The sequence below is a fragment of the Hominimerdicola alba genome (assembly GCF_900112155.1).
Lineage (GTDB): Bacteria > Bacillota > Clostridia > Oscillospirales > Ruminococcaceae > Hominimerdicola > Hominimerdicola alba_D.
This window is the reverse complement of record NZ_FOKQ01000024.1, coordinates 38,442-64,412: the sequence shown is the minus strand read 5'-3', so window position 1 is coordinate 64,412 and position 25,971 is coordinate 38,442. Positions and strand designations below refer to the sequence as shown.

Sequence of the window (25,971 nt, the reverse complement as noted above, 5' to 3'; positions counted from 1 at the left end):
CAGGAATTATTACCAAGGGGCATGACCTCGCAATGGAGCTGCGCCGACGCCCTGTTATGGATAGGCAGAACGAAGGAAGTTGGGACTTCACGTGACGAATGATCCCGTTGGACAGAGGAGGTTTGCTGCCGTAACGGATATGGGTCGCATCAAGGCTGTCAAAACAGATCTCTCAAGACGTTTTGTTTGCTATACCCTGATAACGTTAAATCCGGCATTCAATGCTTTGGATCATCCATAACTTGGTTCATTTCTTGAACATAACTTTATGAAATACTGAGATTTCGCGAGTATTTACGAGATTTTACAAGATATTTTGAGGAGGTAATCACTATGCTGTATCCGAATCTTGAAGACGTAAAAAAATATCTGGAAAGCTACAAAACAGTTCCTGTTTTCTATGAACTGCTGATGGACAGCTGTACTCCGATACAACTGTTCAACTGCCTGCACGAACTGTATTCGGACTGCTTCATACTTGAATCGGTAGACAACAAGGATAAGTGGGGCAGATATTCATATGTGGGTATTGATCCCAAAGCTGAATACGAACTGAGAAACGGCGTTATGACCATCAGACAGGCAGGCAAGGCTCCCGTTGAGGAGAAGACCGACGATCCTATCGGATTCCTTTCAAAGGTCATCGAGGAACACAAATCTCCCAGATTTGAGAGCTACCCCAAGCTGACAGGCGGTCTGATGGGATACTTCGCTTACGATATGGTAAGATACTTCGAAAAGAAGCTTACCAATGTCCCCAAGGACGATCTTGGCATGGCTGATGCTGATCTGTTCATGTTTGAAAAGCTGGTGGCTTATGATCACCTTAGCAACAAGGCAGTCATCATACTGAACATAAATTCCACAGATGATATAGATGCAAAGTACGCTGCCTGCGAACAGACTGCTCTTGATATAGTAGTTGCACTGAAGAGCTATCAGCCCGAGGTAAAGAAGAGAAAGCCCATGCCCGATGATATCGAGGTAAGATCGAACATCAGCAAGGAGCAGTACCTTGAAAATGTTCGCAAGGCTAAGGAATACATCAAGGACGGCGATATCTTCCAGATAGTTCCCTCCCAGAGATTTGAGATGGACAACCCGCCCGACAGCTTCGATGTTTACAGAATGCTTCGTTCAACCAATCCTTCGCCCTATCTGTTCTACTTCAAGCACGATGATTACGCATTCGCAGGTGCTTCTCCCGAAATGCTGGTAAGCGTTGAGAACGGCACGGTAGTAACAAGACCTATCGCAGGCACCATAAAGCGTGGTGCTACTCATGACGAGGACATAATGAACGAACAGCGTCTCATCAATGACCCCAAGGAAAGAGCCGAGCACACAATGCTGGTCGACCTTGGCAGAAACGACATCGGCAAGGTGAGCGAATTCGGAAGTGTTGAAGTCACCGACCTGATGGTAGTTGAAAGATATTCAAAGGTAATGCACATAGTATCTAATGTAAAGGGCAAGCTCAGAGAGGATAAGAAACCTCTTGATGCACTGATGGCTGTACTGCCTGCAGGTACTCTTTCGGGAGCACCCAAGGTAAGAGCTATGGAGATAATCGACGAGATGGAAACCACAAAGCGTTGTCTCTATGGCGGAACAGTTGGTTATCTTGCATTTGACGGTTCGCTGGATACCTGCATCGCTATCAGAACGGTGCTTTTCAAGAACAACAAGGCTTATGTTCAGGCAGGCGGCGGCGTAGTCGCAGATTCTGTTCCCGAGAACGAGTACGAAGAGAGCTGCAACAAGGCTCTTGCGGTTATAAATGCTGTTAAGGAAGCGGCAAGACTGTAAGGACGGGGGTAAATTAAAATGATACTTTTGATAGATAATTACGACAGTTTCACATACAATCTTTATCAGGCTATCGGTGTGCTGAACCCCGATATCAAGGTAGTCCGCAACGATGAGATAACCATTGAAGAGATAGAAAAGCTTGACCCTCAGGCGCTGGTAGTATCTCCCGGTCCCTGCTATCCCAAGGACGCAGGTATCTCCGTTGAGGCTATAAGACATTTCAGCGGAAAGCTGCCTATCTTCGGTGTATGCCTGGGTCATCAGTCCATCGCTGAAGCTTTCGGCGGACATATAATCCACGCCGCTGAACAGATGCACGGCAAGCAGACTTCCATCGATATCGACAACACTCAGTCCATATTCAAAGGTCTGAAAAACAAAGTTGATGCGGCAAGATATCACTCGCTGATAGTTGAGAAAGAAACTCTTCCCGACTGCCTTGAAGTTATCGGTACAGATGACAGAGGTCAGATAATGGCGCTGAAACATCGTCAGCACCCTACTTACGGTGTGCAGTTCCACCCCGAGAGCATACTGACGGATTACGGCTCTGCTATAATCGCAAACTTCCTGAGAATTGCAGGCATCGAAGTTTCAGGTCCTCAGGTGAACGTTCTTCCTGACAGCGAGAGAACCGAGCTGAAGCCTTATATATCTAAGGTAGTTGACGGTCAGCACCTCTCTCGTGAGGAAGCAAGAGACGCAATCGACATCATCATGGGCGACCGTGCAACAAATGCACAGACTGCCGCCCTGCTGACAGCCATGAGAATGAACGTTGAGACCATCGATGAGATAACAGGCTGTGCTCAGGGCATGAGAGACAAGATGGCAAAAGTTCCTCACAACAGCGAGGTACTTGAAATAGTTGGTACAGGCGGAGACCTGGCACAGAGCTTCAATATCTCCACTACTTCTTCATTCGTAGTATCTGCCTGCGGACAGGCTGTGGCAAAGCACGGCAACAGAAGCGTTTCTTCAAGAAGCGGTGCGGCTGATGTGCTGGAAGCTCTCGGCGTAAAGATAGCTTCAACTCCCGAAAAGGCTGCTGCCTGCATAGATGAGGTTGGCGTATGCTTCCTGTTTGCTCAGAGCTATCACAAGGCTATGAGATTCGTGGGACCTGTAAGAGCACAGAGCGGCATCAGAACAGTCTTCAATATCCTGGGACCTCTTGCAAACCCTGCAAATGCTGAGTACAACGTTATCGGTGTTTACGAGGAAAGACTTATCGACATCGTTGCAAACGTTCTGAAAAATCTGGGTGTTAAGCACTCCATGGTTGTTTACGGCAGTGACGGTCTTGATGAGATATCAATTTCGGCTCCCACATATTTCGCTGAGATAGACAACGGTCAGATAAACAGATTCACACTTTCTCCCGAGGATGTTGGACTGACTACCGCTAAAAAGTCAGAGATCGTTGGCGGCGACGCACTGGAGAATGCTTCCATTACACTGGGCATACTCAAGGGCGAGATACAGGGCGCTAAGAGAGATATCGTACTGTTCAATTCAGGCGCTGCACTCTATGCCTGCGGCAAGGCAAACAACATCGAGGCAGGTGTAAGAATGGCACGCGAAGCCATTGACAGCGGTGCGGCACTGGCACAGCTGAACAAGCTGATCGAGTTTACAAACAGAGGATAAATATATGATACTTGATGATATAGTTGCTCAGCGCAGGATACAGCTGAGACACGAAATGGAGCGCTGTCCCCTGAACAAGATGCGCCGCAGGGCTGAGATACAGCTGGCAGAGCGCACTCCCCTTTCGCTGGAAAAAGCTTTGAAAAAGGATACGCTCTCATGCATATGCGAAGTTAAGAAAGCTTCACCCTCAAAGGGTCTGATAAGAGAGGATTTCCGTCCTGTGGACTTTGCAAAAGAGTACGAAGCGGCGGGTGCCAATGCAATAAGCTGTCTTACGGAAGAGCATTATTTTCAGGGCAGTTCACAGTATCTTGCAGATATACGCAAGGCTGTAAATATCCCCATACTGCGCAAGGATTTCATTTTCGACGAATATCAGATATTTGAAGCTGCGGCACTGGGCGCAGATGCTGTACTGCTTATTGCGGCTGTACTTTACGAACAGGATTTTGAAAGGCTGTTCAAGCTGGCAAAGACACTGGGACTCAGCGTACTGGGTGAGATGCACACAGTGGAAGAGATGCAGTGCTACGCTCTTGACCGCGAGGGCATGGTCATCGGTGTTAACAACCGCAATCTCAAAACATTTGAGGTAGACCTTGCCACAGCTTCAAAGCTGAGACCCTACGCTCCCGATGGTGCGGTGTTCGTATCCGAGAGCGGTATAAACACCAATGCGGATATGAAGGCTGTACGTGAAGGCGGTGCTGATGCGGTGCTGATAGGCGAAACACTCATGAGGGCTGAAAGCATCACGGATAAGCTTCACGAACTTCGTGCGGGCGTATAATATGGATACCAGAAAATGCGAGTGCATCGATGAAGTACGAAACGAGATCGACCGCATCGATGATATGATAGTGAAGCTGATAGCTGAGCGCGGACAGTATGTCAGGCAGGCTGCAGGCTTCAAGAAGAACAGCGATGATGTTAAAGCTCCCGACAGAGTAGAAAAGGTCATCGCGGGCGTGAGAGAAAAGGCTGAAAACTGCGGCGGTGACCCCGATATAACAGAAGCGGTCTACCGCAGGATGATAAGCTGTTTCATCGGCGCTGAAACAAGAGAGTTCAACAGTAAGAAAGAGGGTAAATAAATGGAAAAGATCGGACGCTTCGGTGATTTCGGCGGACAGTATATCCCCGAGACAGTCATGACAGCAGTACATGAACTGGAAGCCGCTTATGACAAATACAAGGACGACCCTGAGTTCAACAGGGAGCTTCGCGAGCTTTACCGCGACTACGCAAACAGACCTTCAATGCTTTATTACGCTGAGAAGATGACTAAGGATCTTGGCGGCGCAAAGGTTTATATCAAGAGAGAAGATCTCAACCACACAGGCGCACACAAGATAAACAATGTTCTGGGTCAGCTGCTGCTGGCTAAGAAGATGGGCAAAAAGCGTATCATCGCTGAAACAGGTGCAGGTCAGCACGGTGTTGCTACAGCTACTGTCTGCGCTCTGATGGGTCTTGAATGTGAAGTATACATGGGCTCCACCGATATGGAAAGACAGTCCCTGAACGTTTACAGAATGAACTTGCTGGGTGCTAAGGTAACAGGCGTTGACAGCGGCACAGCTACCCTGAAAGATGCTATAAATGAAGCTTTCCGCGACTGGTGCTCAAACATCGACACCACATTCTACTGCATAGGTTCTGTTATGGGACCTCACCCCTACCCCACTATGGTTCGTGATTTCCAGAAGATCATCAGTGAAGAGATCAAGGCGCAGATGCTGGAAAAAGAGGGCAGACTTCCTGATGCTGTTGTTGCCTGCGTTGGCGGCGGCTCAAACGCTATGGGCGCTTTCTATGATTTCATCGGCGATAAGGGCGTAAGACTCATCGGTGCCGAAGCTGCGGGCAGAGGTGTTGATACTCCCGAACACGCAGCTACCATCGCTAAGGGCGACCTGGGTATCTTCCACGGCATGAAGTCCCTGTTCCTGCAGAACGAGTACGGTCAGATAGATGAAGTATATTCTATCTCCGCAGGACTTGACTACCCCGGCATTGGTCCCGAGCACGCATATCTCCACTCCATCGGCAGAGCTGATTATTTCAGCATAACCGACGAGGAAGCTGTTCAGGCCTTTGAATACCTTTCAAAGACAGAGGGAGTTATCCCCGCCATAGAATCCGCACACGCTGTTGCTGCGGCTTTGAAGATAATCCCCCAGATGAGCAAAGATCAGATAGTTGTTATAAACCTGTCGGGCAGAGGCGACAAGGACGTTTATTCCATAGCTAGATACAGAGGAGTTGAGTTAGATGAAAAATAGGATAGACGCTTGCTTTGAAGACCTCAAAGCTCAGGGTAAAAAGGCACTTGTAACTTTCATTACAGCGGGCGACCCCGACCTCGCAACCACCGAAAAACTTGTGCTTGAAATGTTCGATAAGGGCGCAGATATCGTTGAGATAGGCGTACCTTTCTCAGACCCCATCGCTGAGGGCGGCACTATCCAGCGTGCTTCCCTGAGATCGCTGAAACATAACACAAACCTCGACCAGATATTCGAGCTTGTAAGCAGGCTCCGCGATAATACAGATAAGCCTATACTGCTGATGATGTACCTGAACACCGTGTTCCGCTACGGTACAGAGAAGTTCTTCAATAACTGCAAGAACGTTCAGATAGACGGCGTTATCATCCCCGATATGCCTTTCGAGGAGAGAGACGAGGTCAAGGAATACTCAGAAAAGACAGGCGTAAGAAGCATTTATCTCGTAGCACCGACCTCCAAGGAGCGCGTAAAGATGATAGCTGAGGAAAGCAAGGGCTTCCTTTATATTGTATCATCGCTGGGCGTTACAGGTACACGTAATGAGATCAGCACAAATTTCGATGAACTGCTGGCTCCCCTAAAAGAAGGCTACTACTGCCCTGCCTGCATCGGTTTCGGTATATCCAACGGCGAGCAGGCTCGTAAGATGGCAGACTACTGCGACGGCTGTATCATCGGATCGGCGATAGTAAATATCGTGGAAAAGTATGGTGCGGATAGCGTTGAGCCGGTGGGAGAATTTATTGAGAGCGTAAGAACAGCGCTGGATGCTTAACTGCCAAGGAAGAGAGATTTGGCTCAAGCGATGCGCGGCAACAAACCAGCGCACCAATCAAACTATGCCGCTGATCAAAGCGCGCGGTCAAGCCTCGCGCCAGCAGGCTTGCGGAGAGCTCGAGAGGCAGAGCCTCTCGGTCAAGGCGTAAAAGTGACGCGGCAATAGTGCTTTAAATAGCACAGAAAACTCCCGCCCCAAAACAAGGCGCGGCAATAACAAAAAAATCGAGCGTGGACAAAACAACAGTCCACGCTCTTTTTGTCTGCGTAAATTATTGCCGCGCCCGTCATCGGACAGCGACAGCGAATCCGATGACTCGACCCGAGGTACGAGGGGCGATAGGTCGCAAGCTAACGACTAACAGCAAACCATCTACTATCCCAACAACTCACATACACAAAAAAACCATAGTTCTTCCGACCGTAAATCAGGAAAACTATGGCTTAAATTTTCGATATAACAATGCGAAGGATCTCAGCTAAAACTCACCATTCTTAAACCTGAATAACTGCTCCTCACCCCAAATGACATTGCTGAAAAGAGAATAAACCTTCCCATTGTTGGCGCAGATAATATCCTGCGCTTCGGAAGAAAACTTACTCGCAAAACAATGCGTTACCAAAGTTTTGTCGGATATCCGTGCCAAAGCTTTTTCAGCATATCTGCCGGTGACCAGAGACTTGCGGTCGGTTTGAAAAACTATCAGATTCACAGGTGCGGTGCTGTGCGAGATACTGCCATAAAGTCCAACAAACTGCGGTGGCAGATACTTTTTTATCTCGCAGGCGGGAATGTTTTCCCTGACTAAAAATTTCATCTTGCGGAATCCTTAATTATACCACCACCGATGACGTATTCACCATCATAGAATACCACAGACTGTCCCTTGGATACTGCCTTATGAGGAGTGTCGAACTCGACTTCGGCTGTGTTTTCACCTGTGGGGAAAATGGTGCAGGGAACGTCTTTCTGGTGATAACGGGTCTGAGCGGTGCAGCGCAGGGGCGAAGTCAGCTTATCGATGGTGATGTAATTCACATCACAGGCGGTGAGCCTTTTGGAGCAGACTTCATTTGCATTACCCATGATAAGGCGGTTTGAAACCATATCCTTTGCGGTTACAAAAAGGGGCTCGCTGTAGGAAACTCCCACACCGCGGCGCTGACCAATGGTGTAATGGATAAGCCCCTTGTGTCTGCCAAGCACAGTGCCGTCGGAAAGCACTATATCGCCCTCGGGCTGTTCACCTGCCCTCTCGGTTATGAAGCTTGCGTAGTCTCCGTCGGGGATAAAGCAGATATCCTGAGAATCACGCTTGTGAGCGTTGATAAGACCGTTTTCTTCGGCGATGGCGCGTATCTCGGGCTTGTTCATGGCACCCACGGGGAAAATGGTGTGGGCAAGCTGTTCCTGTGTCATGCCGTAGAGCACGTAGCTCTGGTCTTTTGACCTGTCGGCTGAACGTTTCAGCATCCATCTTCCGCTGGCTTCATCGAAATGAGAAGTAACGTAGTGCCCCGTGGCGATGAAGTCAAATCCCAGAAGCTTTGCCCTGTCGAGAAAACTGCCGAATTTCAGGTGCTTGTTGCACTCAATACAGGGATTTGGCGTGCCGCCAGCAAGATAGGTATCAACAAAATTGTCCATCACACAGCGCTTGAATTCGTCAGAAAAATTGAAGACATGGAAATCGATGCCCAGCTTCAGCGCCACAAGACGCGCATCTTCAACATCATTCAGCGAACAGCAGGTCTTTTCGCGGATGCCGATATCCTTATTATTATAAAGGTGCATGGTCGCTCCCGCGACTTCGTAGCCCTCATCGAGCAGCAGCTTTACTGCCGCAGAACTGTCAACACCGCCGCTCATGGCAGCGAGAACTCTTTTTTTAGCCATAATAACTGTCCTTTTTATTGTACTGTATAATCGGGTATGCCCTCTTCGCGGCAGATGCGCTGCCACATGGGTGACATACTGCGCAGGCGTTTTATCGTCTCGGGGAGAACTTCGAGTATATAGTCGATATCTTCATCTGTGTTGCCGTCACCGAAGGTCAGCCTGAGTGAACCCTTTGCAAGCTCCTCGTTAAGACCTATCGCCGTCAGAACGTGTGAGGGATCTATGGAGCCGCTGGTGCAGGCAGACCCCGAAGAAGCCGCTATACCGCGGATGTCCAAAGCAAGTATAAGGCTCTCGCCCTCGATGCCGCGGAAAGAGATGTTCACGTTGCCCGAACTTCTGAGCTTTCTGCCGCCATTTAATCTTGAATACGGGATATCGGCGAGGATATTGTCTATCAGCCTGTCCCGCAACTTTGCAAGGCGAATATTGCGTTCATCGATACTGCTGACAGCATCGGTGATAGCGACACCCATGGCGACTATTCCCGCAACATTTTCCGTTCCCGCACGCTTGCCGCGTTCCTGTGCGCCACCGTGTATAAGGCTTTCAAGCGGTGTGCCAGTGCGGACATAAAGCGCACCCACGCCCTTTGGCGAATGGAATTTATGTCCCGAAATGGAGAGCATATCTATGTTCATATTCTTTAAATCAAAATACTGCTGACCTATCGCCTGAACCGCATCGGTGTGGAAGAGAACACCTTTCTTTCGGCAGACTGCGCCTATCTCCTCAATGGGCAGAATACTGCCTATCTCGTTATTTATCGCCATTACAGATACTATTGAGGTGTCCTCGCGAATGGCATTTTCCACCTGTTGGGCTGAAACAATACCGTCTTCATCGGCGGGGAGATAAGTGACCTCAAAGCCGTGTTTTTCAAGATATTCGCAGGTGTGAAGAACTGCGTGATGCTCGATATTGGTTGTGATGATATGCCGCTTGCCGTTTTTTGCACCGAATTCGGCGGCACTTTTTATGGCAAGATTATCAGCCTCGGAACCGCCCGAGGTGAAAAATATCTCCGATGGTCTGGCTGCACCAAGGGCTTCCGCCACCTGACGGCGGGCGTTGAGGACGGCTTTTGCCGCGTCCATGCCCAGGGTATAAATGCTTGAAGGATTGCCGTACTGCTCTTTGAGATATGGCAGCATGGCATTCAGGGCATTATCGGAAACGTTGGTGGTCGCCGCGTTATCGGCGTAAACAAATGGTTTTTCCATGGAATGCCTTTCTGCGATCATTCGCCCACTACTTTATCAAATGCCGCGCCCAGTGATCTTGCTTCCTGTGAGCCTTTGACTGCCAGCTCGTCACAGCGCTCGTTCTCTGTATGGCCTGCGTGACCTTTCACCCATACGAACTCCACCTTATGGACTGCAAGGAGCTGTAAAATTATCTCCCAGAGATCGCTGTTGAGGGCAGGCTTTTTATCGGCTTTTACCCAGCCGCGCTTTTTCCAACCCTCAGCCCAGCCCTTTGTTATGGCGTTTATAACATACTGGGAATCGCTGTAAAGCGTGATCTCGCAGGGCTCTTTCAGCGCCTGCAAACCCTTTATAACCGCGGTCATCTCCATGCGGTTGTTGGTGGTCTTGGGGTCTCCGCCGTAAAGCTCTTTGCTTATATTATTGAACCTGAGTATCGTGCCGTAGCCCCCGGGTCCGGGGTTGCCCGAGCACGCACCGTCGGTAAAGATCTCGATTTTTTTCATGATAAGATTTCCTTTTTGATTTGGTAGAACGTTAGTCAGGCCGTTGAAAAAACTGGGCTGACTATGTTTGTGTATAAATTATATTATACCATATCGATCGGAAATTGTAAAGACACTTACGACACATTTCCAAACATACCAAGTATATACCAAAATTACCACTGGTATAAGGTGTTTCGCCGATGTTGACACAATACACAAAATGTGCTATAATATTATAGTATATTTTCCCGCACTGTCCCACTTTCGGGATAACGGGTATTTCATAAAAAGGATCTGATAACATGGATAATTTCGCATTAGCTAAACTGCTGTTTCCCGACGTAACTGCCACACCTGAGGATATGGAGGCTAAGTTCCCCAAGAGAGAACTCCCCGAGGAAGCCTGCGTTACAAGAATAGGACCCTCACCCACAGGTTTCGTACACCTTGGAAATCTCTATAACGCTATTATCGCTGAGAGGATAGCTCACCAGTCAGGCGGCGTTTTCTACCTCAGAATAGAAGATACCGACAACAAGCGCGAGGTCGAGGGCGCGGTGGAAACTCTTATCAACGCTATGGAATACTTCGGCGTACACTTTGACGAGGGCGCTACAGCCGAGGGCGACAAGGGCGCTTACGGTCCTTATCGACAGCGTCAGCGTGCGGGCATTTACCATGTTTTTGCTAAAAAGCTGGTTGAACAGGGCAAGGCTTACCCCTGCTTCCTGACCGAGGAAGAGATTCAGGCTATCCGCGATGAGCAGATGGCTAACAAGGCAGACCCCGGCATCTACGGCAAGTACGCCGAGAAGAGCAGAAGCCTTTCTCTTGAAGATATCAAGGCTAATATCGAGGCAGGCAAGCCCTGGGTACTGAGATACAAGGGCGAGATGAACGATGAAAGGATAATCGTTGAGGACGCTGTCCGCGGCAAGATAGAGATGCCCCGCAACTTTGCAGACTTTGTACTGCTGAAGAGCGATGGCATACCTACGTATCATTTCGCACACGTAGTTGATGACCACCTGATGCGCTCCACCCACGTTATCCGCGGCGAGGAGTGGATAAGCTCACTGCCCATGCACGTTGAGCTGTTCGGTCAGCTGGGCTGGACTCAGCCTATCTACTGCCACACTGCTACACTTATGAAGATAGATGTTTCCGAGGACGACCCCGAGAAGCAGATAAAGAGAAAGCTCTCCAAGAGAAAAGACCCAGAGCTGGCACTTGCTTACTATCAGCAGGAGGGTATCAGCAACGATGTTGTATGGGAGTTCCTGCTGACACTGCTGAATTCAAACTATGAGGAATGGCGTGCGGCTAATCCCGATGTTTCCTACATGGAATTTCCTTACAGCATTAAGAAGATGTCAATATCGGGTGCTCTTGTGGATATGGATAAGCTCCGCGATATCGCCAAGGAGACTATCTCCCGCATGGACGCTGAGACGGTTTACAAGAACTGGCTGGCTTGGTGCGAGGAGTACAATGAAGAGTTCGCGGCACTGCTGAAAAAGTATAAGGACAGAACTATCGCCGCGCTGAATGTTGGCAAGAACGGCAAGAAGCCCCGTAAGGATATCGAGACATGGAAACAGGCTTGTGATTTCATGAGCTTCTACTATGATGAGACTTTCAAGAACGAGGACGATATGGCTGAGCAGGCTGACGAGGAATCCCGCAAGACATTCTTTGCGAAGTATCTTGCAAGCTATGACCACGCTGATGACAGCTCCGCATGGTTCGATAAAGTCAAGGCTATCACCGAGGAGCTGGGCTTTGCGGTAAAGCCAAAGGATTACAAGAAAGAGCCCGAGAAGTTCAAGGGCAGCATAGTGCATATCACAAATATGCTCCGTATCGCCCTGACAGGCAGAGCTAATGCTCCCGATATACACGAGGTGAGCCATGTTCTGGGCGAGGATATCGTAAGGGCAAGGCTCTCCAAATGGGCTTGATATGCTGATATTCACCTTTGACAGTCTTGTCTTTCGTAGTCCCGAAGCTGAGATGTTTATATTTCTCGCAATGGCACCAAAGTCTGAATACAAGGACAAAGAAGATTTCTGCAAAGCTGTTGTTGACAGGCAGTGGAGCGACTATGAATATTATGCAAAAAAATTGAAGTATGACTTCTCATTCAAGCCTGTTTCAAGAGATGAATATGAGGGGAGAACTCTTAGCTACCTGAATCTCCTGAGCCCGAAGGTCACGGTCGAACACGGAGAAATAAAAGATCTGTGTGAGATATACCCTCCTGAATGGAACGATGTTGACCTCTTCTTTGAATCGGAGGGTATGTATTTCTATTACAACTGGTCAACTACAGCGTAGACCGGGAACTTATGATAATACCGAAAGGCGGGAACGGCTATGGCATACGAAGCACATCTGACCCGCGCAGACTTGTGGGTGTATGATAAAGAACCTATAACTTTTGAAGAAGTAAAAGCGCTCACGCTTCCCGATGGGTTTGAAGCTGTTGAGGACGGCACATTCTCCGACGGGGCTGTAAGTATCGATCTGGGAAAATGCGTAGTCTGCACAAGCCCCGACGGAGTGAAGAATTTTCTGATCTTCTCGGGCGGTGCGCCGTCTTTCAAGATGCTGAGCGAAGAAGATGCAAAGCCTTTTATCAGATTGGCAGAACTTCTGGGCGCTAAAGTTCAGGGGGACGAGGGCGAGGTATACACCCGCGACGGCGTTCACTGGGAATAACAGGAGGATATCATGCAGACCATAATAATCATGTTTGACCCCGAAAAGCTTGAAAATCCCGACCTTGACCTCACCTATGCACTTCCCGTGAGGATAGAAGAATATACAGACAACATCGTATATGACAACGGCTATGATTACGTTGACGGCGATGTAATCGCAATGTGGCTTGAGACTGAGAACGCCGAGACAGGTGCGGAGAAAGTCATTGAACTAATAAAAGCTGAGAGGATAGTTGATAACGACCTCTCAAAAACAGTAGAAATACTTATATCGGAAGAGGACTGCGCCGAGATAGATAAATGCAGAAAGATATTCCCCTGATAGATACAGAGCCAAAGAAAGAAGAGACATTAAAATATGACGTTTATAGGTGTTTCAACCGCAGTGTATCTTATAGCGGCGGTATTGCTGAGAAAAGTAAGCAAGAATACTATTTCCTGCGGTATATGCATATATTTACCCGTGATAGTCACGACAGTAATGATAACATCGTCAAGGACACCGTCAATGCGTGGTGTAGGAGAAGCCGGTGGGCTTTTTGCAGTGCTGATATTTATGTTTGCATCAGTGCCAACATATTTGAGCATCACCTGTATAAGAGATCTGATAGCTGAGGGCGGCAGTGCTTCACGCAAGGCGATAATATGGCATATCATCGGAGTTGTGACTTGTGTCCCGCTGTCGATATTCATTAACCGCAAGATAGCAAAGCCTTTTACTTATTACCTGCACCACACGACTATACTGACATATATACTTCTGGCAGTTACGTTTGCGGTGGGAGTATTTCTTATTATAAAAGGACATCAGCATAAGCGATATATATCAAATTTAATTAAAATGAAAGAGATGAATGAAAATGGCAAAGAATAAAGAGGGCGGAAAGCCTTTCGAGATACCTCGTCCCGAATTCCCCAAGAGGGCTGTAATTACGGGCGGTATGCCTTACGGCAACAAGGAACTGCATTTCGGCCATGTGGGCGGAATGTTCGTTTTCGCGGATACTTTTGCAAGATTTCTCCGCGACAGGATAGGCAAGGAGAATGTTCTCTTCGTGGGCGGTACTGACTGCTACGGTTCTCCTATCGCTGAGGGCTGGAGAAAGAAAGTCGCTGACGGCGAGTTTGAGGGTTCGCTCACCGATTTCGTTCAGAGAAATCATGACAAACAGCAGAAGACCCTTGATGACTACGGCATCTGCCCCGATATCTTCGCGGCTTCGGGTCTTGGAAGAAGCAAGGAGATACACGCTGAGGTCACTGACTGGTTCATCAGCAGCCTTTACAAAAAGGGTCAGCTGAACAAGATAAGCACCATGCAGTTCTATGATGAAAAAGCAGGCTGTTTCCTCAACGGCAGACAGGTCATCGGTAAGTGCCCCATCGAGGGTTGTACCTCTGAAAAGGGCTACGCAGACGAATGCGACCTTGGTCATCAGTATATGCCCGAGAACCTCATCGACCCTGTCAGCACACTTACAGGTGAAAAGCCTTCAATGCGCCCTGTTACAAACTGGTATTTCAAGCTGAGAGATTACGAAGAGCTTCTGAAAAGCTGGATAGAGATTCTGAAAAAGCGCAAGGACGTTCGTCCGGTTGTATGCAAGACCATCGAGGAATTCCTGAAGCCTCCCGTTATATACATCAAGCGCGAGTACGAGGAAAAGTACCTCTCGCTGAAAGATACCATGCCCGAGCACGAGTACTTCGAGGAGCCGAAAAAGCCCTCTTTCACCGTACAGTTCAAGACACTTTCCGACTGCGACGAGGCTGTTAAAGTTCTTGTCAACAACGGCATCCGCTACCGTACAGGTAAGACACTTGTACCTTTCAGACTGACAGGCAACATCGAATGGGGCGTTCCTGCTCCTGTTATGGACGATGTTGAGGGTCTGACCGTTTGGGTATGGCCTGAATCCCTGTGGGCACCTATCTCATTCACCCAGACCTACCTTGAACAGCAGGGCAGAAGCAGAGATGAGTGGAAGAACTACTGGTGCAGCAAAGAAAGCGGCGTTTACCAGTTCATCGGACAGGACAATATCTATTTCTACGGTATCGCTGAGCCTGCAATGTGGATGGCACAGCAGGAATCCGATGTGAAGACTGCCGACCCCGCTGAGGGCGAGATGCAGATGCCAACCATTATCGCTAACCATCACATTCTTTTCCTTGATAAAAAGGCTTCAAGCTCAGGCGCTGTTAAGCCCCCCATGGCTGACGACCTGCTGAACTTCTATACCCCCGAACAGCTTCGTATGCACTGGCTTGGTCTGGGACTGGGTCAGAGGTCGGTAAGCTTCATGCCCAAGCCCTACAATCCCGATGCAAAGCCTGAGGATGCTGATCCAGTTGTCAAGGACGGTCTGCTGCTTTCAAACGTATACAACAGAATGGTGCGTACCGCTTTCTATACCACACAGAAGCATTTTGACGGCGTAATGCCTTCCAACACCCCCAGCGAGCAGATACTTGCTGAGGGCAAAAAGGCTGTGCTGGATTACGAAAGACATATGTCGAAGTTCGCATTCCATCAGTGCACCTACGTGCTGGACAGCTATATCAGAAACGGCAGCAAGTACATGGCTAAGACCATCAAGGAAGATACTCCCGCTGAGGAGCTTTCGCAGGCACTGGCAGACCTGTTCTATATGATAAAGATCGCCGCTGTGCTGCTGCATCCGATGGCACCCTTTGGTACCGAAAAAGTACGTGAGTACCTGCAGGTCGGTGAAGAGATCTGGAGCTGGGATAACATCTTTGAACCGCTGACATTCTACGTTGGAGAAGATCATAAGCTGAAATTCCTGCCTCCGAGAACGGACTTCTTTACTCGTCACGAGAGCCAGTTTGAGACGGCGGAGAAGTAAGGGCATTTTCATAAAAAACACTTGAGCGAGAACTTCCAAGGAAGATCCCTTCATTCAAGGCACAAAAGCGACATAGCAATAAATTAAACAACTGATCACAAAGCACCGACATTTTTTAGATGTCGGTGCTTTTGCATTTTCAGACGATGAAGCAGGCCGACTGAAAAATCCGGGGTATTAAGTAAAATGTTTTCACATATTTTTCACCGTTACCTTACTTTATACACACTCGTTTTCAGCATCAATTCAGCGTAAAGTTGTATAATCTGAGCATAGGATAAACCACACGCGGACAGCTAAGCGCGCATTACTCAGTCTGCGTGTGAGCCTATGCCAAAGTATGAAGAAGGAATTCTCTTTTAAAAAAGGAGCACGGATATGAAGACCAGGAATGAAATACTGAAAGGAAAACGTCTTACTGCCGGCATTTGTGCTGTGCTGCTGATAGCAGGAAGCTCGGTGGGATTGATGACAACTTTTTCAGCAAAAAACAGCTATACACAGGAAGATAAATCCCAGACGGAAGTGACCTCTCCGAAAAAAGATGACACTATCAGCGCAGGGGGCACGGTAAGTTCCTCACAGCTTGAAGCAACGCTGGGTATAAAAAACAGCTCGGCAAAGCTTACGGTGGAAGAAGTCCTTGTAAGCTCGGGCGAAAGCGTAAGCGAGGGTACGGAGCTTTACAAGCTCACCGATGAAAGCATTGAAAAAGCCAAGAAAACTCTTCAAAGCGAGCTTTCATCAGCTAGCAATACTCTGCTGGATAAAAAGACATCTTATAATGTGGAGCAGAACAAGGCTAAGGCGCTTTTGGAATCGGAAACTCTGCTGGGTGAAACCGCTGAGCAGGAATTCAACGACAGCGTAAGTTCGCTGGACAGCGCTTTGCAGGAAGCTTATGACGAATACACAAAGGCATCGTCAACGGTGGCAAATACGCCGTCCCAGATATCTCAGTATCAGGCGCAGATAAATTCCTTACAGGCTGAGATCGATGATCTTCAGTATGAAAAGGACAACATACAGAATGAGTACAACTCGGCGAAGTCGGCTTATGATTCAGCTTCAAAGAGCTATGACAATGCAAGAAGCGATTACAAATCAGCTGAGGGTGTTGTAGGCTATTTTGAAAAGGCGCTGGGCATAAACGACGAAAACAGCAAACTCTCCCCAATGGAAGAATACGTTAAAACGGATATCCCCGCTGATTCCCATGGCTCGGGAGAAAATATGCCCGATGGTGAGATGCCGTCAGGTGATATGCCCGAGGGTGGTTTTTCAGGCGGAAGATTTTCTGGCGGAATGATTATGAGCTCCAGGAGCTATGATTCACAGGCTCCTGCCACGGAAGAAACCGAAAAACAGAAGCAAGAACCTGAAAAACAGGAAGTCGCCATTGACCCCGAGGAATACGCATCTGCCAAGGTGACAGAGGCGCTTAAAGAGCTTTACGATCAGGCTTGCGAAGAATACGAGCAGAAAAGATCTGACTGCGAAAAAGCAGAAGGAACGCTGAAAGAAACCGAGAGCACATACAGTGATATCTCCCGACAGTTAAGTGAATATAGTTCGGCAATTGAGGAAAGGCAGAGCAGTATAAAGACCATTGAAAAAGAGATAAGCTTGCTGGAATCTTCACTTTCACAGGCTAAGAGCAATATTACAAAACTGCGCTCGGAGTACAATTCACTTTCACTTTCCTACGAAAGCGACAAACTGGAGCTTCAGAATTCTTATGACACCAACAGCGCTTCGGGTGAGAATGCAGAGTATCATTACGAGATAACCTGTTCAACACTTGAAGATGAACTTGAAGAAGCACAGACAGCTTACGATACTGCAAAAGAGAACCTCAGCATTTTCGAGACGGAGCTTGCTGACGGATACATAAATGCCGACCGCGACGGTATCATATACTCGGCGGAATGGCAGGAAGGCAGAAGTGCGGGGCTGACCTCTGCTTATGTATACTACATCGATGAGACCAGCTACGTTACAACAGTTGAACTTGACCAGAACGATGTGACGAAGATCACCATAGGTGACAGCGTTATGATATACTCATCGGAAACGGGTATAGCAAACGGCAAGATAACAGCTATCTCCGAGGGCACGGTAAACAGCCTTGCAGATGTTCGTTTCAATGTTACAGTCTCGGCTGATGAAGGCGCAAGCCTCTACTCGGGTGAATCGGTGAACGTTTATTTCAACTCGGGAAACATCAGCATGAATGAACTTTCGGATTTCAAGGACAGTTCAGAGGGAGAAAGCGGCGAGGACAGAGGTTCCCGCGGATTCCCAGGCTTCGGCGGAGATATGCCTGAAGGATTTGACCCATCAAACATACCTGACTTCATCAACAGAAAGGAAAATTGATATGAAAAAGATCGTTGCGGGAATACTGGCTGTACTGCTTGCAGGCGGTTCTTTTTACGGATATACATCTTATAAAAAATCGGTGATAAGCAGCAGTGCAGAGGAAATTGCAAAGGAAGTAACGGTTGAACGCGGAAATGTTACCGCGGGCGTTACCGAAAGTGCGGCTATTAGCGTTGAATCACTGGAACAGACCTATGATCTTGTGCTGACTTCCACCAGCCTTTCGGCTTCGGTTGAAAGCGGTTCTGGCGGAGGTTCCGCAGGCGGCTCAGGCGGTGGGATGAGCATGGGCGGTATGTCCGGAATGGGCGGCATGAGTGGTATGGGCGGAGGAATGAGCGGCGGCAAAGGCGGCATCGGTTCCACCAGCGTTTCTTCCCAGTCAGAATCATCTTCCGTTGAGCTTGTTGTGGACGAGGTGCTGATAACCGAGGGCCAGAGCGTAAATAAAGGCGATGTGATAATGACCATAACTCAGGAGAGCATCGAAGAAGCCCGTGCAAAGGTGACAGAAGCTGTAAATGATGCTGAACTTGCGCTCAAACAGGCTCAGATAGAAGAGAGCGAGACCAAACTTTCGGCGAAGTTTGATTACGATACCCGCATATCCGAGGGCAATAACGCGGAAGCTGTATACAATGCTACTATGGACGAGATCGCCCAGAATATCAATGATCTTTATGAACAGCTGAACGATGCCAACAACGATTATGCCAACTGCACAGATGACAAACAGCTCTCGCAGCTGGCTACGCAGATAAGCAGTCTGAAAGCACAGATAAAATCCGCTGAAAGCTCCCGCGCATCGGACGAACTTGCGGCAAAGCAGGCTTACGATGAAGCGGTGATGTATTTAGAGAACGCAAAGGATCTTTACGATGTATCGGTGAATGATGTGGGTTCTGCGGCGGAAGAAGCACAGCAGGCTGTTGATGATGCGAAAGCCGACCTTGAAGCTTTTGAAGAGTATATCGCAGACGGCAATATACTTGCGGAATACAGCGGCACTATTACGGGTGTTGGCTACGCTTCGGGAGATACTCTGAGTTCGGAAACAGCAATAGCAAGCTATGCGGATGCTGAGAGCATAACCGTTACCGTGAATGTCACTGAGGACGATATCTCGGTTGTGAACATAGACGATACGGTTGATATCGATTTTCTTTCATACCCCGATGAAGTCTTCGAGGGATATGTTTCTGAGATAGGTTCATCATCTACCAGCGGAAATTCCGCAACAGTAAGCTACCCCGTTACGGTAGTTGTAACAAGCTTCCCCGAGACACTTCTTTCGGGAATGACCGCTAATGTGACATTCATCACCAAGCAGGAAAAGGACGTTCTTTATGTATCCAATAAGGCAGTTACCACCGAGGGCACCGAGAGCTATGTTCTGAGAAAGCAGAAGGACGGCGGAGAAGAAAAGGTGAAAGTCGAGGTGGGATTCTCCAACGGCAATATTGCCGAGATAGAGGGCGTTTCCGAGGGTGATACACTTCTGATAAAGGGCAAGGTGCAGTGATATGCGGATATCGGAGATACTCAATCTTGTCAGGCTGAATCTGATACAGAACAAATTCAAGGTACTGCTGACTTCCATAGGCATTGTTGTGGGTGCAGCTACGATAGTCTGTGTTATCGCCATAGGCCGCGGCGGCAAGGCTGATGTGGCAGAACAGTTCCGCAACCTGAACGCAGGTGCGCTGGATATAAGCTATGAACAGGCGCAGACTTCCTCGGGATTCCCATTCGGCGGAGGGTCTTCGGGAGGTTCTTCAAAAGGCGGAAGCGGTGAAAGACCAAGCTTCTCAGGCGGAAATATGCCTGACTTCTCGCAGATGAGCGCAATGCCAAGCTTTTCGGGAAATGGTTCATCGGGAAAAGACGGCAAACCTTCCGGTGACAGAAGCGGCGGATTCTCATTCCCCGGATTCGGTTCAATGTTCGGCGGAAGCAGTGACACGAAAAATTCGGAGAAGATAACCCTTTCCACCGAGGATATGGATGATATCACAACAAACGTCCCGGGACTGAGCGATGCTACAATAAGCTACACAACAAAGCAGGATATCTACGGCGGAAATATCGAGGAAACAGAGTCCTACACCGTTGCGGGAACTCTCTCGAATTACGCTGAGATGAGCAATCTTACAATGATGTTCGGCGATTATATCAGCGATTCTGACAACGAGAACAAGAACAAGGTATGTGTGCTGGGATACAGCGCGGCAAAGAAGATCTTCGGCAGTGCCGAGGATGCTTATGACAGCCTGGTCTACATCGATGACCGTCCCTACACGGTGGGCGGAGTTCTTGCAGAACAGGGCACAGTGGAAGCGGGCATAAGCGCAGACGATGCCATATTCATTCCCTATTCCACAGGTATAAAGTACCTGACGGGCAGTGATATCAGCCCGACTATAACAGTCATTGCAGAGGACGTTGATAACATCGATGCCGTTACCGAAAACGTGAAAACTGCACTGGCAGTGGCTCATCCTGAGGCTGATTTCACAATATCCGATGCGGGCAGCAAGATGGAAGCTGCAAACAAGTCCAACAGAACACTGACCCTCATGCTTACCGCTATGGCTTCCATAGTATTCATAATCGGCGGTATCGGCATAATGAACGTGCTGTTCGTTTCGGTAAAAGAGCGCACAGAAGAAATTGGTATACTGAAAGCTCTGGGCGGTTCACGCAGAGATATTCTTCTGGAATTCATGATGGAAGCCTGCTGCATGAGCCTTATAGGCGGAGTTATAGGTGTTCTGGTGAGCATCGCAGTCAGCCCTGTGATATCTAACTTCGGGCTGAGACTTGAAATGTCGGCATCGGGCGCGTTGATCGCTCTCGCTTTCTCACTTGTGACAGGTACTGTATTCGGATTCTACCCCGCATGGAAAGCTTCAAAGCTTGTACCTGTTGAAGCATTGTCAGCTGAATGATAAGGAGTAATTCGTTATGAAAAAGATAGTTGCGGCGGCACTGGCTGCCATAATGCTCGCATCGCTTTCGGGCTGTGGAAAATCTGCTGAAAAGGAAGCTGATGGCGAATACATCTACGGACAGATAGAATCGGTATCGGGAAATGATGTTGTACTTCTTCTGGCGAACTACAACGAGAACGCCGAGGAAGAAAAGTCTGACAGCGGATCGGACAAGGATAAAAAGGAAAAGTCCGAGGAAGGTGAAGAGGGCGAAAGCTCCAAAAAGCACAGCAGACCTGATATGGGTGATATGCCCGAGGGCTTCGATCCAAGTAATTTCAGTGGTGAGATGCCTGAGGGTTTTGACCCGGGTAATTTCAGCGGAGAAATGCCCGAAGGTTTTGACCCTAAAAGCTTTGGCGGCAAAAAGCCCGAAAGATCTTCCGGATCGGAAGACGTTGAGGCGTCGGATAAGTCAGAGAAATTTGACAAGAGCAAGTTTGATGGAAAGATACCCGAAGGATTCGACAAGAGTGACTTTGAGGGCAAGATGCCTGAGGGCTTCGATAAGAGTGATTTCGATGGCAAAATGCCTGAGGGCTTCGACAAGAGTGATTTCGAGGGCAAAATGCCCGAGGGATTTGACAAGAGTGATTTTGAGGGTAAAATGCCTGAGGGATTTGACAAGAGTGATTTTGAGGGTAAAATGCCTGAGGGATTCGAGAAGCCGGATAAAGGTGAGAGATCGGATAAGTCAGGGGACGAAAAGAAAAGTTCCCGCGGCAGTTCGGACAGCAAGTACACTCTGACAGGCGACAAAGAGGAAATACGGATACCCGTTGGTACGAAAGTCACAACAAGTCTTGGTGTGGAAACTGATTTCAAAGTGCTCTCCGAGGGCGATATCATAAGATGCAGCGTGGAGAAGAACAGCAGTGGTGAAGAAGTCGTGACAGCTGTTCAGATAATGGAGAAATGAGGTAGTAAATATGGCAGGTGAACAGATAATCTCGATGAAGAACGTCTGCAAGGGCTATAAAATGGGAACGGAAAAGCTGAACGTTCTGAAAGATATCAATTTCGAGGTGCGAAAGGGCGAGTTTACCGCGATTCTGGGACCCTCGGGTTCGGGCAAATCCACACTGATGAACATTATCGGCTGTATGGATACTCTCGACAGCGGTTCCTACGACCTCAGCGGAATACCGATACACGATGCCAAGGAAAAGGAACTCGTGAAGATACGCAATCACAAGATAGGCTTCATCTTTCAGAACTACCATCTTATCCCGACTTACACGGTGATGCAGAACATCATCATGCCCCTGCTGATGCGCGGTATGGACAGGAAGAGCGCTGAAAGAGAGTGCGAGGAAGTTATGGATATGCTTGGGCTTTCACAGAGGGTCAGCCACAAGCCATCGGAGCTTTCGGGCGGTCAGCGGCAGAGAGTTGCCATAGCCCGAGCCCTTTGCAGCAAGCCATCACTGCTGCTGGCTGATGAACCTACGGGCGCACTTGATCAGAGCAGCGGCACTGAGGTACTGAAGCTCTTCACAAAACTTCACGATATGGGCAATACAATAGTTATGATAACCCACGATCTCAACGTTGCAAAATGGGCTGAGCGAACTGTCCGCATCGTTGACGGTGAGATCTTCGAGGAAGAAAAAGCCGTCTGACAAAAGTGTACATTAATGCACCGCATCGAAGAAATTATTCGCTTCGGTGCGGTATTTGGTATCAGGTCATAAAAGGCTGATATTTTAGTTTCAATTAAGTATCATGATCTATAATAAAAAGAAACTGCACCAAGGGAGGAATAGCCTTGAAAATACTTATCATAGAAGATGAACGCACTCTGGCGGATTCGCTGAAGCTGATGCTGACCTCAAAGGGTTTTGAATCGGAAGCTGTATACGATGGAGAGAGCGGTGAAGAATATGCCATGCTGGGTATCTACGATCTTATAATACTGGATATAATGCTCCCTTTCAGAAACGGCTATCAGGTGGCTAAGGATATAAGAAAAAAGCACATCTCCGTGCCGATACTCATGCTGACGGCAAGGTCTGAGATAGAAGACAAGGTGCGGGGGCTTGATTCGGGGGCGGACTATTATCTGACAAAGCCCTTTGATTCCAGAGAACTTCTTGCCACCGTAAATGCTCTGCTCAGACGTCAGGGCACACAGGTAAATGAGCTTGTTTTCGGCAACACTCATCTTGATCTTGAATCCGCTGAACTTGCCTGCGATGACAACAGCGTGAGCCTTTCGGCCAGAGAGTTCGAAGTAATGCGCCTGCTGATGGTATCGGGCAAAAATCACATTTCAAAGGAATCTCTGCTGACCAAGGTGTGGGGTTACGATTCAAATGCGGTGGAGAACCATGTGGAAGTGTACGTAGGATTTCTGCGCAAAAAGCTTTCAAGCATCGGTTCGGATATACACATCGAGGCGGTGCGGCGGCTGGGCTATCATCTGGAGTGTGACGGATAATGCTTAGAAAATTAAAGATAAAATTCGTGGTGGTGGTAATGTCATTGGTGACGGTGCTGTTCGCAGTGATCATCGGGGGAATACTGCATTTCACCAGACTGAATATGGAACGCGAGAGCGTACAGATGATGCGTGCCATGGCATTTCGCCCGATAATGAAAACACCTGTCGGTATGCCGAATGATACTGAACACAAGATGCGTCTTCCATTTTTCACCCTGACCATTGATGAAAACGGTGAGATAACCACATCGGGAGAAGGTTACTACGACCTGACCGATGAGGAATTTCTGCAGAAGCTGACCGATGCTGTTGAGAAAGAAGACGGAAATATCGGAATGATAGCAGAATACGATCTGCGATATCTTGTGACGGACAATCCCAAGGGCAGGACGATAGTTTTCGCTGATGTTTCCAGCGAAAGGACAATGCTGAAAGGTCTGATACGCAACAGCGTTATCGTGGGGCTGATCGGATACGCTCTGTTTTTTATCATAAGTCTTCTGCTGGCAAAGTGGATGACAAAGCCTGTAGAGAAGACCTGGAACGAGCAGAAGCAATTCATAGCTGATGCTTCCCACGAGCTGAAAACTCCCCTGACCGTAATCATGACAAACGCTGAAATGCTTGAAGACAAGGGGTACTCCGAAGCAGACAGATCGGTGCTGAGCCAGAATATCCTCTCCACCTCAAAGCGAATGAGAGGACTTGTTGAAAGTCTGCTGGAGCTTGCGAGAATGGACAACAGAACGTCCGGTACGGAAATGGAGAGTCTTGACCTCAGCAAACTGATATCCGATAGCATACTACCGTTTGAACCTCTGTTTTTTGAGAAGAGCATGGATCTTTCATCGGATATCGAACAGGGTATAACGGTCATGGGTGATAAGGACAAGCTTAGGCAGGTGATGAGTATTCTGCTGGACAATGCGCTGAAATACTATAACTCGGCATATACCGTGAATATCCGACTTGCACGCAGGGGCGTAAACGCTGTGCTTTCCGTCACGGGAAAGGGCGCACCCCTTTCAAAATCCGACTGCAAAAACATTTTCAAGAGATTTTACCGCATCGATGAAGCACGCAGTGACGGCAACAGCTACGGTCTGGGATTATCCATCGCTGAGAGTATCGTGAATGAACACGGCGGCAGGATATGGGCTGAAAGCGAAGATGGGTTCAACACTTTCTTTGTAATGCTGAATCTTAAAAAGTGACATGGAACATATACTAACAAAGAATAATTTATAATTGGGTGGAATAGACGTTTTATCAACTAGAAAGTTCTGTATTTTTAAATTGCAAACAGATTGATCCCCTCGAAATTCACCCATTCGGCGTTAGAACCTTTTCGCTTGATCTTTTACTTCTGCGCCCGAAGATTCAGCTTTTCCTTTTTCCTCATCATAAACGCGCTTCGCATAAACCATCATCACCACAAGCGCCACATTAAGGTAAGCAAGCATCAGCAATATCGCCGCAAGACCACTCATAAATGCTGCGGATATCATGGTGCAGACACCTACCAGCATCAGACATACACCGCCGAAGAGATTTGATCTCTGCCAGGTAACATCGTTGTAAAGCGTCCATTTCAGGCGGAATCCGACCAGACCATTCCGACGGGTCTTTGAAACGCTGTTTCCAATGGGAATGAAGATCAGCCCCAAAATAAATGCATAGATCCTCATGTCGTCAATAGGCATATTTGAAATATCAGCGTGACCGTCGGCGCACATTTTGACCAGCATCACTAGATGAAACGCACCCATCGCGCCTATAACCCAAGGGACGATCTTTTGAAGTACCTTGATGTTCTGCTTTGCTCTATCGGCAGAATTTTCACCGTCCCCTGCCCGACGTTTCATCCCTTGTGCGATGGCTTCAAAGATCGCCGTGAAAATAATTATAAAAATCGGCAGTAAAAAGGCGGAATTTCGGCTGCCCCAGTTGTCTATCTCTCCTGCGGCGTTGTAGTGTGTCGGCACTTTTTCGGGAAGAAAATTAACCGCTGCTGCCGTCGCTATCAGTGGGAACAGGGCTATGCCCCATGTCAGTTTTTTCATTTTTTTTACCTTTCATCATCTCAAGCCACATTACAAGCTCATCAAAAACCGAGGTGTTCAGCTCGTAATAAACGAAGTTTTTCTCTTTTGTTTCTGTAATAAGGTCAGCATTTTTAAGCTGTTTGAAGTGGTAGGACATGGTCGCACCTGTCATATCGAAATGTGAACCGATATCCCCCGCCGACATCCTGCCGTCCCGAAGCAGTACGAGAATATCCCGCCGTACAGGGTCGGACAGTGCTTTGAATGTTTCCTGAAATCCCATCGGGCACCTCCATTTTAGTATAAATAGTTTTTTGTAAGTTTGAAGAATATCTAATTAGAATATTTTCTAAATACAATATATCACACTTGCCATAGTTTGTCAAGAG

The 25,971-nt window shown here is 48.1% G+C and carries 25 protein-coding genes; 19 read left to right on the top strand and 6 right to left on the bottom strand.

Annotated elements, in window-relative coordinates; all coding sequences use genetic code 11:
* Positions 1–333: 333 nt before the first annotated feature.
* Genes trpE through trpA form a run of 6 tightly spaced genes read left to right on the top strand, consistent with a single transcriptional unit; the run spans position 334 to position 6,531 of the window.
* Entirely contained in the window at positions 334–1,809 is a 1,476-nt protein-coding gene (gene trpE / locus BM265_RS13080; protein ID WP_074962259.1) for an anthranilate synthase component I, read from the top strand.
* Positions 1,810–1,827: 18 nt separating this feature from the next.
* Positions 1,828–3,462 carry a bifunctional anthranilate synthase component II/anthranilate phosphoribosyltransferase gene (locus BM265_RS13075; protein ID WP_081358466.1) on the top strand — a complete coding sequence of 545 codons (1,635 nt, stop codon included), beginning with the start codon at positions 1,828–1,830 and terminating at the stop codon, positions 3,460–3,462.
* Between the two features lie 4 nt (positions 3,463–3,466).
* Positions 3,467–4,255, top strand: a complete 789-nt coding sequence (gene trpC, locus BM265_RS13070; protein WP_074962257.1) for an indole-3-glycerol phosphate synthase TrpC — start codon at positions 3,467–3,469, stop codon at positions 4,253–4,255.
* A 1-nt stretch (position 4,256) separates the two neighbouring features.
* The gene (locus tag BM265_RS13065; RefSeq protein ID WP_074962256.1) at positions 4,257–4,559 is read left to right on the top strand and encodes a chorismate mutase; all 303 of its coding nucleotides are present in this window, start codon (positions 4,257–4,259) and stop codon (positions 4,557–4,559) included.
* Complete coding sequence (gene trpB / locus BM265_RS13060; RefSeq protein ID WP_074962255.1) at positions 4,560–5,750, top strand: tryptophan synthase subunit beta; 1,191 nt, start codon at positions 4,560–4,562, stop codon at positions 5,748–5,750. It begins immediately after the preceding gene.
* Positions 5,740–6,531 (top strand): tryptophan synthase subunit alpha, encoded by a 792-nt coding sequence (gene trpA / locus BM265_RS13055; protein WP_074962254.1) that lies wholly within the window; start codon positions 5,740–5,742, stop codon positions 6,529–6,531. Before trpB ends, trpA begins: the two co-directional genes overlap by 11 nt.
* 481 nt (positions 6,532–7,012) lie before the next feature.
* Here trpA and BM265_RS13050 read toward each other — a convergent pair whose 3' ends face one another.
* Genes BM265_RS13050 through rnhA form a run of 4 tightly spaced genes read right to left on the bottom strand, consistent with a single transcriptional unit; the run spans position 7,013 to position 10,147 of the window.
* Positions 7,013–7,351: a hypothetical protein gene (locus BM265_RS13050; RefSeq protein ID WP_074962253.1), complete on the bottom strand. Its 339-nt coding sequence runs from the start codon at positions 7,349–7,351 to the stop codon at positions 7,013–7,015.
* Positions 7,348–8,430 carry a tRNA 2-thiouridine(34) synthase MnmA gene (mnmA, locus tag BM265_RS13045; RefSeq protein ID WP_074962252.1) on the bottom strand — a complete coding sequence of 361 codons (1,083 nt, stop codon included), beginning with the start codon at positions 8,428–8,430 and terminating at the stop codon, positions 7,348–7,350. Before mnmA ends, BM265_RS13050 begins: the two co-directional genes overlap by 4 nt.
* A gap of 14 nt (positions 8,431–8,444) precedes the next feature.
* Complete coding sequence (gene nifS, locus BM265_RS13040; protein WP_074962262.1) at positions 8,445–9,656, bottom strand: cysteine desulfurase NifS; 1,212 nt, start codon at positions 9,654–9,656, stop codon at positions 8,445–8,447.
* Between the two features lie 17 nt (positions 9,657–9,673).
* Positions 9,674–10,147: a ribonuclease HI gene (rnhA, locus tag BM265_RS13035; RefSeq protein ID WP_074962251.1), complete on the bottom strand. Its 474-nt coding sequence runs from the start codon at positions 10,145–10,147 to the stop codon at positions 9,674–9,676.
* Between the two features lie 284 nt (positions 10,148–10,431).
* Here rnhA and BM265_RS13030 point away from each other — a divergent pair, with 284 nt between their 5' ends.
* From BM265_RS13030 to BM265_RS12970, 13 genes are all read left to right on the top strand, one after another.
* A complete protein-coding gene (locus tag BM265_RS13030; protein WP_074962250.1) occupies positions 10,432–12,090 on the top strand; it encodes a glutamate--tRNA ligase in 1,659 nt (552 codons plus the stop codon).
* 1 nt (position 12,091) lies between these two features.
* A complete protein-coding gene (locus BM265_RS13025) occupies positions 12,092–12,466 on the top strand; it encodes a hypothetical protein (protein ID WP_074962249.1) in 375 nt (124 codons plus the stop codon).
* A gap of 39 nt (positions 12,467–12,505) precedes the next feature.
* Positions 12,506–12,850, top strand: a complete 345-nt coding sequence (locus tag BM265_RS13020) for a hypothetical protein (RefSeq protein WP_074962248.1) — start codon at positions 12,506–12,508, stop codon at positions 12,848–12,850.
* 12 nt (positions 12,851–12,862) lie between these two features.
* The gene (locus BM265_RS13015; protein ID WP_074962247.1) at positions 12,863–13,174 is read left to right on the top strand and encodes a hypothetical protein; all 312 of its coding nucleotides are present in this window, start codon (positions 12,863–12,865) and stop codon (positions 13,172–13,174) included.
* Between the two features lie 36 nt (positions 13,175–13,210).
* The gene (locus BM265_RS13010; RefSeq protein WP_074962246.1) at positions 13,211–13,726 is read left to right on the top strand and encodes a hypothetical protein; all 516 of its coding nucleotides are present in this window, start codon (positions 13,211–13,213) and stop codon (positions 13,724–13,726) included.
* Positions 13,713–15,722 (top strand): class I tRNA ligase family protein, encoded by a 2,010-nt coding sequence (locus tag BM265_RS13005; protein WP_074962245.1) that lies wholly within the window; start codon positions 13,713–13,715, stop codon positions 15,720–15,722. Before BM265_RS13010 ends, BM265_RS13005 begins: the two co-directional genes overlap by 14 nt.
* Positions 15,723–16,100: 378 nt before the next feature.
* Positions 16,101–18,101 carry a coiled-coil domain-containing protein gene (locus tag BM265_RS13000; RefSeq protein WP_074962244.1) on the top strand — a complete coding sequence of 667 codons (2,001 nt, stop codon included), beginning with the start codon at positions 16,101–16,103 and terminating at the stop codon, positions 18,099–18,101.
* Position 18,102: 1 nt separating this feature from the next.
* Positions 18,103–19,626 carry an efflux RND transporter periplasmic adaptor subunit gene (locus BM265_RS12995; protein ID WP_074962243.1) on the top strand — a complete coding sequence of 508 codons (1,524 nt, stop codon included), beginning with the start codon at positions 18,103–18,105 and terminating at the stop codon, positions 19,624–19,626.
* 1 nt (position 19,627) lies between these two features.
* Entirely contained in the window at positions 19,628–21,052 is a 1,425-nt protein-coding gene (locus BM265_RS12990; RefSeq protein ID WP_074962242.1) for an ABC transporter permease, read from the top strand.
* Between the two features lie 16 nt (positions 21,053–21,068).
* Positions 21,069–22,013: a hypothetical protein gene (locus tag BM265_RS12985; RefSeq protein ID WP_074962241.1), complete on the top strand. Its 945-nt coding sequence runs from the start codon at positions 21,069–21,071 to the stop codon at positions 22,011–22,013.
* 10 nt (positions 22,014–22,023) lie between these two features.
* Positions 22,024–22,716 (top strand): ABC transporter ATP-binding protein, encoded by a 693-nt coding sequence (locus BM265_RS12980; protein WP_074962240.1) that lies wholly within the window; start codon positions 22,024–22,026, stop codon positions 22,714–22,716.
* A gap of 146 nt (positions 22,717–22,862) precedes the next feature.
* Entirely contained in the window at positions 22,863–23,534 is a 672-nt protein-coding gene (locus tag BM265_RS12975; RefSeq protein ID WP_074962239.1) for a response regulator transcription factor, read from the top strand.
* The gene (locus tag BM265_RS12970; RefSeq protein WP_074962238.1) at positions 23,534–24,751 is read left to right on the top strand and encodes a sensor histidine kinase; all 1,218 of its coding nucleotides are present in this window, start codon (positions 23,534–23,536) and stop codon (positions 24,749–24,751) included. The genes BM265_RS12975 and BM265_RS12970 overlap by 1 nt, the downstream gene beginning before the upstream one ends.
* Before the next feature lie 123 nt (positions 24,752–24,874).
* On the opposite strand, the gene BM265_RS12965 is transcribed toward BM265_RS12970, so the two are convergent.
* Both BM265_RS12965 and BM265_RS12960 read right to left on the bottom strand, forming a co-directional pair.
* Positions 24,875–25,600 carry an SdpI family protein gene (locus tag BM265_RS12965; protein WP_074962237.1) on the bottom strand — a complete coding sequence of 242 codons (726 nt, stop codon included), beginning with the start codon at positions 25,598–25,600 and terminating at the stop codon, positions 24,875–24,877.
* A complete protein-coding gene (locus BM265_RS12960; RefSeq protein WP_074962236.1) occupies positions 25,539–25,865 on the bottom strand; it encodes an autorepressor SdpR family transcription factor in 327 nt (108 codons plus the stop codon). Before BM265_RS12960 ends, BM265_RS12965 begins: the two co-directional genes overlap by 62 nt.
* Positions 25,866–25,971: the final 106 nt, after the last annotated feature.